This window comes from Metallibacterium sp. (assembly GCF_054637675.1).
In genome coordinates this window covers 27,263-33,551 of record NZ_JBTSRB010000036.1, presented here as the reverse complement: position 1 = coordinate 33,551, position 6,289 = coordinate 27,263, and the positions used below count along the sequence as shown (strand labels likewise).

General features: G+C 65.7%; 11 protein-coding genes. 3 read left to right on the top strand and 8 right to left on the bottom strand.

The window, feature by feature from the left end:
• The coding region (locus tag ACYDAT_RS11255) for a Crp/Fnr family transcriptional regulator (RefSeq protein WP_461450163.1) at positions 1-274 on the top strand (274 nt) is incomplete at its 5' end.
• Between the two features lie 76 nt (positions 275-350).
• Here the strand turns inward: ACYDAT_RS11255 and ACYDAT_RS11250 are convergent.
• From ACYDAT_RS11250 to ACYDAT_RS11240, 3 genes are read right to left on the bottom strand one after another with little or no spacing between them, the layout of a single operon-like run.
• Positions 351-824 carry a PDDEXK nuclease domain-containing protein gene (locus tag ACYDAT_RS11250; RefSeq protein WP_461450167.1) on the bottom strand — a complete coding sequence of 158 codons (474 nt, stop codon included), beginning with the start codon at positions 822-824 and terminating at the stop codon, positions 351-353.
• 29 nt (positions 825-853) lie between these two features.
• Entirely contained in the window at positions 854-1,306 is a 453-nt protein-coding gene (locus ACYDAT_RS11245; RefSeq protein ID WP_461450161.1) for a hypothetical protein, read from the bottom strand.
• 12 nt (positions 1,307-1,318) lie between these two features.
• On the bottom strand, positions 1,319-1,687 hold the full coding sequence (locus tag ACYDAT_RS11240; RefSeq protein ID WP_461450159.1) for a hypothetical protein: 369 nt from the start codon (positions 1,685-1,687) through the stop codon (positions 1,319-1,321).
• Positions 1,688-1,791: 104 nt separating this feature from the next.
• Here ACYDAT_RS11240 and ACYDAT_RS11235 point away from each other — a divergent pair, with 104 nt between their 5' ends.
• Both ACYDAT_RS11235 and ACYDAT_RS11230 read left to right on the top strand, forming a co-directional pair.
• Entirely contained in the window at positions 1,792-2,199 is a 408-nt protein-coding gene (locus tag ACYDAT_RS11235) for a helix-turn-helix domain-containing protein (RefSeq protein ID WP_461441925.1), read from the top strand.
• Positions 2,189-3,451 (top strand): type II toxin-antitoxin system HipA family toxin, encoded by a 1,263-nt coding sequence (locus ACYDAT_RS11230; RefSeq protein WP_461450157.1) that lies wholly within the window; start codon positions 2,189-2,191, stop codon positions 3,449-3,451. Before ACYDAT_RS11235 ends, ACYDAT_RS11230 begins: the two co-directional genes overlap by 11 nt.
• A 158-nt stretch (positions 3,452-3,609) precedes the next feature.
• Here the strand turns inward: ACYDAT_RS11230 and ACYDAT_RS11225 are convergent, their stop codons facing one another.
• The 5 genes from ACYDAT_RS11225 to ACYDAT_RS11205 form a co-directional block, all read right to left on the bottom strand.
• The gene (locus ACYDAT_RS11225; RefSeq protein WP_461450155.1) at positions 3,610-4,125 is read right to left on the bottom strand and encodes a hypothetical protein; all 516 of its coding nucleotides are present in this window, start codon (positions 4,123-4,125) and stop codon (positions 3,610-3,612) included.
• Positions 4,126-4,156: 31 nt separating this feature from the next.
• Entirely contained in the window at positions 4,157-4,330 is a 174-nt protein-coding gene (locus ACYDAT_RS11220; RefSeq protein WP_461450165.1) for a type II toxin-antitoxin system HicA family toxin, read from the bottom strand.
• Positions 4,331-4,337: 7 nt separating this feature from the next.
• Positions 4,338-4,511 carry a type II toxin-antitoxin system HicB family antitoxin gene (locus tag ACYDAT_RS11215; RefSeq protein WP_461440691.1) on the bottom strand — a complete coding sequence of 58 codons (174 nt, stop codon included), beginning with the start codon at positions 4,509-4,511 and terminating at the stop codon, positions 4,338-4,340.
• Between the two features lie 123 nt (positions 4,512-4,634).
• Positions 4,635-5,579, bottom strand: a complete 945-nt coding sequence (locus ACYDAT_RS11210; protein ID WP_461450153.1) for a DegV family protein — start codon at positions 5,577-5,579, stop codon at positions 4,635-4,637.
• 96 nt (positions 5,580-5,675) lie between these two features.
• Positions 5,676-6,245 carry a DUF2884 family protein gene (locus ACYDAT_RS11205; protein WP_461450151.1) on the bottom strand — a complete coding sequence of 190 codons (570 nt, stop codon included), beginning with the start codon at positions 6,243-6,245 and terminating at the stop codon, positions 5,676-5,678.
• Positions 6,246-6,289: the final 44 nt, after the last annotated feature.

The window sequence follows — 6,289 nt, the reverse complement described above, 5'->3', positions numbered from 1 at the left end:
TCAGCGGCTGTGCCGTTTGCTGCTGCTCAGCCTGGACCGGGCGCATTCCAAAGAGCTGGTGATGACGCATCAGCTCATCGCCCACTTGCTGGACGTGCGTCGCGAAGGCGTCACCAATGCGGCTGGCCGCTTGCAGGAGGCCGGGTTGATCCGCTACCAGCGAGGTCACATCACGGTGCTCGACCGCGCCGGCCTCAAACGCCGCTCCTGTGGGTGCTACGTCGTGATCAGGAAGGCATACGCGCGTCTGCTCCCGGCCACGACCGCGACTTGAGGCGCGGATTTTTATCCGCAGCGCGCAATCGCTTCGCGGATGCCGGCCACCTGCGCCTGCCCGGTTTGCATCAGGCTCATGCGCTGCCCTGCGCGCCGCCCAGCTCCTGCTCGATCTGCTCGATGGTCGGCAGGCTGGTTTTCAGTTGCGCGGGCAGCGCGTTGATCAGTTGGTATTCCGCCACGCCGATGGGCTGGTTGATGTCGCGCAGCGCATATTCGGCCACCACGCGGTTCTGGCTCTTGCACAGCAGCAGGCCGATGGTCGGGTTATCGTCCGCGTGCTTGACCTGCGCATCCACCGCGCTCAGGTAAAAACTCAGTTGCCCGGTGTGCTCCGGCTTGAAGGCACCCGCCTTGAGTTCCACCACCACATAGCAGCGCAGCTTGAGGTGATAGAACAGCAGGTCGATGTAAAAATCCTCGCCGCCCACCTCGATGTGAACCTGCCGCCCGACGCAGGCGAAGCCCGCCCCCGGCTCCAGCAGAAACTGCGTGATGTACTGCACCAGCGCCGACTCGACGGCACGCTCCTGCGCCTCCTTGCCCAGCCCCAGAAAATCCAGCCGGTAGGGGTCTTTCAGCGATTCGCGCCAGGTCGGACAGCGGCGCGGGCAATTGCGCGGCGAAGTTGGTCACGGCGTTGCCCTCGTGCTCGATGCGCTGGGTTTCGATATGGGTGTTCAGCACATTGCGCGACCAGCCATGTTGCACCGCGCGCTGGGCATCGGCCACGCGCAGCGCCGGATCTTTCAGCTTCGCCAAGGTTGGCTGTGCGCGTGGCCGCGGCTTGTGCTGTGAGCGCGCGCTGGTGGTGCTGGAAAGTTTGCGTGGCGCGCACGGGTAGCTTGCTGGCTGCGGCCCATTGGCTCAGTTTTTCGCTGGTCGGCGTCTGGTTGCGCGTGACTTCGTGCAGCACCATGTCCACCAGCAGCACCGGCCCGCCGGGCTTGAACAGCAGATCGAGCGCGTCGGCGTAGGCCAGGGTAATCAGCGGCCCGGCGTCGGGCAGCAAAACGACCGGCGCGGACATGGCGGGCGCGGCTCAGGCGGCGCTGAGCGACTTGAGCTGGTCGATCATGTTCTGCGTCATGGCATCCGGCAGGCGCGGCATCGGCAGGTGGGCTTGTGCCATCAGCAGGAATAGATCCTCCGCGCTGTCGATCCCCAGCGCGCGCATGGCATCGTCGCCAGCGAGCCGGCCCAGCGAGAAATCGAGCAGCACCTTGAAATTCTGATTGCCGCCGTGCTCGGCGGACGCGAAGGTTTCGACCAGGTGGCGCAGCTCGGCGTTGAACAGCGCGTTGACCGAGGTGTCGGTTTTGGCGGCGATGACCTTGGCACGCTTGAGCAGGTCACGATCGATGGCGCTGGTGAAATTCAGGTGGATGACATGGCGCGTCTCCGGGTTCAACACACAAAGTAGTACGTTGACCGGTGCGCGGGCTGGCGGGCGGCTTACGGCGCGAGCGGGTTGGGCGAGACGTCGTGTTGCTGTAGCAGGGATCAGCGCGCGGCATGGATGGCGCGGTTTGCGAGGCCATCAAGATTTGCCTATTATTGCAGGCATTAAGCTTGAATAAGCCCAAAATAATGAGCAACTTTGCCATTCCACCGCATGTCTCCGAACGCATCGTCCAACTGGGTCAACGCATCCGCATCGCGCGGATTCGTCGCGGCTGGTCGGTGGTGGACCTCGCCAGCAAGGCTGGGGTGAACCGCAACACCGTGACGGCGCTGGAACTCGGCAAGCCCGGCACGGCCATCGGCGTGTGCTTCACCGTGCTGTGGGCGCTCGGCCTGGAAAAGTCCCTGGACGCGGTGGCCGATCCGGACACCGATGCGCATGGCAAGGGGCTCGAAGCTTCGCGGCGTCCCATGCGTGCGGGAAGGCCGCGCAAGGCCGGCAACGACTATGACTTCTGAACGCGAAGCCTACGTCTACATCCAGCTCCCCGGCACCCTGGACACGGTGCCGGCGGCGCTGCTGAAAGTGCAAACCCTGCCCGACGGCACGCCGATCGGCCGCTTTCGCTATGGCGACCGTTATCTCCAGCGCGGCGAAGCGGTGGCGCTCGATCCGTACCGCCTGCCGCTGGACAAAACCGTCCACGAGTTCACCCAACTCAAGGGTATTCCGGGCGCGCTGCGCGATGCGAGCCCAGACGCCTGGGGGCGGCGGGTCATCGAGCACAAGCTCGAACGCGCCGCCGGCGATCTGCACGAAATCGACTATCTGCTGCATGGCCCGCAAGATGGCGCCGGCTACCTGAGCTTTGGCCTCAAGGCGGAACCACCTGCCCCCAAGCGCCAGTACAACCGCGCCCACCAACTCGCTGAATTGGTGGCTGCAGCGCAGGCCATCGAGGACGGCAAGCCGGTGCCCATGCACCTGCTGGAACAACTCGATCCGGGCACCAGCATGGGCGGCGCCCGTCCCAAGGCCACCATCGAGGACGCGCAGTGTCTGTGGCTGGGCAAGTTTCCCGTCAAGGGTGATCGTTGCAACCTGCAGCGCATCGAGTACGCCACGCTCGACCTCGCACGCCGCTGCGGTCTGAACGTGACGCAGGCACGCCTGCAGGCAGTCGGCGACAGCGATGTGCTGATGCTGCAGCGCTTCGATCGTGAACACACGGACCAGGGCTATCTGCGCTTCGGGCTGGTCAGTGGGCTGACGGTGCTCGACGGCGACGACAGCTATCTGAACCGCGAACGCTGGTCCTATCCGCTGCTGGCCGACAACCTGCGGCGCTGGTCCGACAAGCCCGAAGCCGATTGCGCTGAACTGTTCCGGCGCATGGTCTTCAATGCCGCCGTGACCAACAACGACGATCACCCGCGCAATCACGCGTTGCTGCGCCGGCCCAAGGGATGGCGCCTATCGCCCGCCTATGACCTGGTGCCCACCCCTGTGCTTAGCCTGCAGCGACGCGACCTGGCACTGACCGTGGGCCACTACGGTCGCACGGCCAGCCGCTACAACCTGCTGTCGCAGGCTGGCCGCTTCGGGCTGTCGGCGGAAGATGCTCGCCAGGAAATTGACCAGATCGTCGCGGTGGTGCGTCAGTGGCGCGAGAGCTTCTTCGCGTGCGGTGTGTCGGCCCAGGACCTGGACTACATCGCTCCGGCCATCCTGCCCGCGTGTTTCTTCTTCGAAAGCACTCCTGGTGAATGAGTGGCCGTATCCGGTGCTGGACGCACGCCAGATCAAACGTGTCGAAGCGGTTCACGGCGGCGTTCGCCATCAGCAGATGGATGCCGCAGCTTGCCTGTTTCTGGCGGCGATGGCGGGCGCTTCAGCGGTCGTGGTTGAACGCGACCACGGTACATGGCTCACGGCGCGAACTGGTTCAGGGACACGTAGTCCTTGACGTATTCGGGGATCAGCGTGCGGTACCTGGCCGGCACGGCCTTGAAGTCGCGGGTGGAGAACGCGGGGTGGGTGGCGAGGTCGGTGTAGTGCCTGCGCTCGATGATGCCGCGTACCTGGTCGTTGCTGACGTAGGCCTTGAAGAAGGTCTTGATGGCGGGCATGGCGGCGGCTTCGTCGGGTTTGCTATCGGCGACGAACTTGGCGAATTCCTCCTCCAGCAGCTCGTCTCTGGACTTGAAGCGCGGGATCAGGCCGAAGACCTTCTCGAGGATCTCGCGCAGGCTCACGCGGCGATCGACGGCGGCGGCCTTGCGCAGCTTGTCGAGGGTGTAGTACTCCTCGGGCCGATCGAAGACCTCGCGGTTCACGTAGTCGATCACGCGGTCCCACTGCCCGGCTTCGACGGCCTGCGCGATGGTGGGGTTGTCGCGCACGCTGTGCTCGAAGCGGTCGAAGAACATGCGGTCGATCTTCATGCGATGTCTCAGAATTCGAACTCTGCGCGCTTCACGCCCGCTTGGCGAATGATCGACTGCAGGGTGCCGATGCGCAATTCGGCGTGGTTCGGAACCGGGTAGTCTCGGGCAACCGCTTTTGCATGAGGATATGGCTGCCGCGGCGGCGCACTTCGCTGTATCCGTGGCGCTTGAGGATGGCGCAGACCTCGGCGCCGGAAAGCACGCGCAGCCTAGCCAACGGCGACCTCGACACGGGTCACGTAGATTTCCTCGTGCAGGCGCGGCTTGATTTCATCGGTCGAAGCGGATGCAAAGAATAGTTCCAGCGCCTCACGCAGGTTCTCGCGTGCCTCGTGAATGGTGCTGCCTTGGCTGGCGATGTCGAGTTCGGGACAGAACGCCACGTAGCCATCGCCTTCGCTTTCGATGATGGCGGTGAGTTGTTTGTGCGTGATCGGCGCTCCGGGAACTGCGATGTAGCGAGGTGCTGCATCGTAACGCAGGCGCAGGCGGCGAACCGGCGTGCGCTAGAACCTGTCCTCGTACTCGACGCAGGCGAAGCCGACGGTGAGACCCTCGGCGCCGACGTTGACCATCGCGGTCATGCTCATCACGCTCTCGATCAGTTGCACGCCGTGCTCGTCGCAGGTGTTGCACAAGTCCTGGTAGCCGGGCAGGGCGCGCATCACATCCAGCTCGCCGCCATAGCTGAGGCCCACCACCGGCACCAGCAGGCCGGCGCGCACGCGCTCGGCGGCGTGCGTGAACAGCACCTCGGCGCCGTGCTCGAAGCCGCGCACCTTGCCCACCGGCTCGGTGGTCTTGCGCCAGCCGCGCACCACGGGCTTGATGTCCAGCGCGCTGCCGAGCGTGGCCGAAAACCAGCCCACGCTGCGATCGCCGCGCTTTTGCGCGCGTGCGCGCAGGTAGTACAGGTCGCGCGGCAGAAAATAGCCGTAGCTTTGCGGCGCGAGAAACTCCATGCGTTCGCGGATCTGCGCGGCGCTGGCGCCAGAACCAATCATGCGTACCGCTTCCCAGGCGCCGGGCACCTGCCCGGCGAACAGCGTTTGCGAGTCGATGACGCGCAACTGGAACGGCGTGTCGTAGCCGGCCGCCCGGCGGATCGGGCGGTAGTCCTTGAGGATCGAGAAGCTGGCCTTCAAGGTGTTCTCGTAGATCTTGCTGCGCGAGGCGGTGATGGTCAGCACGATCACCGCGTCGTAGCGCGTGACCAGCTCGCGCAGGAACAGCTCGTGCACCTGCGCGACGCCGAGCGGTTCGCTTTCGGCGTGGTGCGCGCGATCGCCCAGTTGCTCGCGGAAGAAGCGCAGCGTGGCGTCGGGATCGCGACGATCCTCGAAGCTGACCAGGTCGCTGCGCACGCTGATCGGCAACAGCGTGATGGCGTGCGCACGCAGGAAATCCGCGGGCAGATCGCAGGCCGAATCCACCACCAGTCCGATGCGCATGGCTCAGGCTCCTTCAGCATTGCGACACGCGCGCAAATTACCACGTGCCACCGCTGCGGCGCGCGCTCGCGCCCGGCGCTGGGCCGCTGCCGCGGTTCAGGTTTGCGGTGTGTTGCTCAAGCCGGCGCGGCAATGCTGCGCTGCATCGGCATGAATCACCGCATAGGGCACGAACGCGGGCAGTTGCGCGGCCAGTGCCTGCTGTGTGCCCGCCAGGGTACCCAGCGCCGCGCACAGTGTGCGTGCGGCTTGCTTGACCCCCTCGGCCTGGTGACGCGCCTCGGCATCGACCTGCCCGGACTTGCCCTGCGCCATGGCTTTGGCGACATCGCCCAGCGTGCTGCTGGCCAGCGCCACGCCGGCCGCGCCCACGGCCACGCCGCTCGCCGACACCTGTCGCGCCTGCTGGTAATAGCGCTGCAGCAACGCCTGCTGCGCGGGCGTGGTGGCGATCGCCGCGCCGCCGATGCGCAGCGCGCCGCTGGTGTCAATGCGCGCCTCGGGCTGGGCTGGCACGTTGATCAGTACATCGTGTCGCGCGAGGCGCAGCGTGGCGCCGTCGCCGAGATTGACCGCGGCATGGGCCAGTGCGTCCGTGGCGCGCTGACAGCCGCCCAGCAGCGCACCCATACCCAGCAACATCAGGATCAGGACGAATCGGCGCATCGCAGTACCCCCGCAGCGGAATCATGTGCACCGTGCGCGCGCGC

Bases quoted from the DNA above. Each gene is read 5' to 3' on its own strand.
- ACYDAT_RS11245 (WP_461450161.1), bottom strand. From the start codon at position 1,306: ATGTCCGCGCCGGTCGTTTTGCTGCCCGACGCCGGGCCGCTGATTACC.
- ACYDAT_RS11225 (WP_461450155.1), bottom strand. From the start codon at position 4,125: ATGAAGATCGACCGCATGTTCTTCGACCGCTTCGAGCACAGCGTGCGC.
- ACYDAT_RS11210 (WP_461450153.1), bottom strand. From the start codon at position 5,579: ATGCGCATCGGACTGGTGGTGGATTCGGCCTGCGATCTGCCCGCGGAT.
- ACYDAT_RS11205 (WP_461450151.1), bottom strand. From the start codon at position 6,245: ATGCGCCGATTCGTCCTGATCCTGATGTTGCTGGGTATGGGTGCGCTG.
- ACYDAT_RS11235 (WP_461441925.1), top strand. From the start codon at position 1,792: ATGGATGGCGCGGTTTGCGAGGCCATCAAGATTTGCCTATTATTGCAG.
- ACYDAT_RS11230 (WP_461450157.1), top strand. From the start codon at position 2,189: ATGACTTCTGAACGCGAAGCCTACGTCTACATCCAGCTCCCCGGCACC.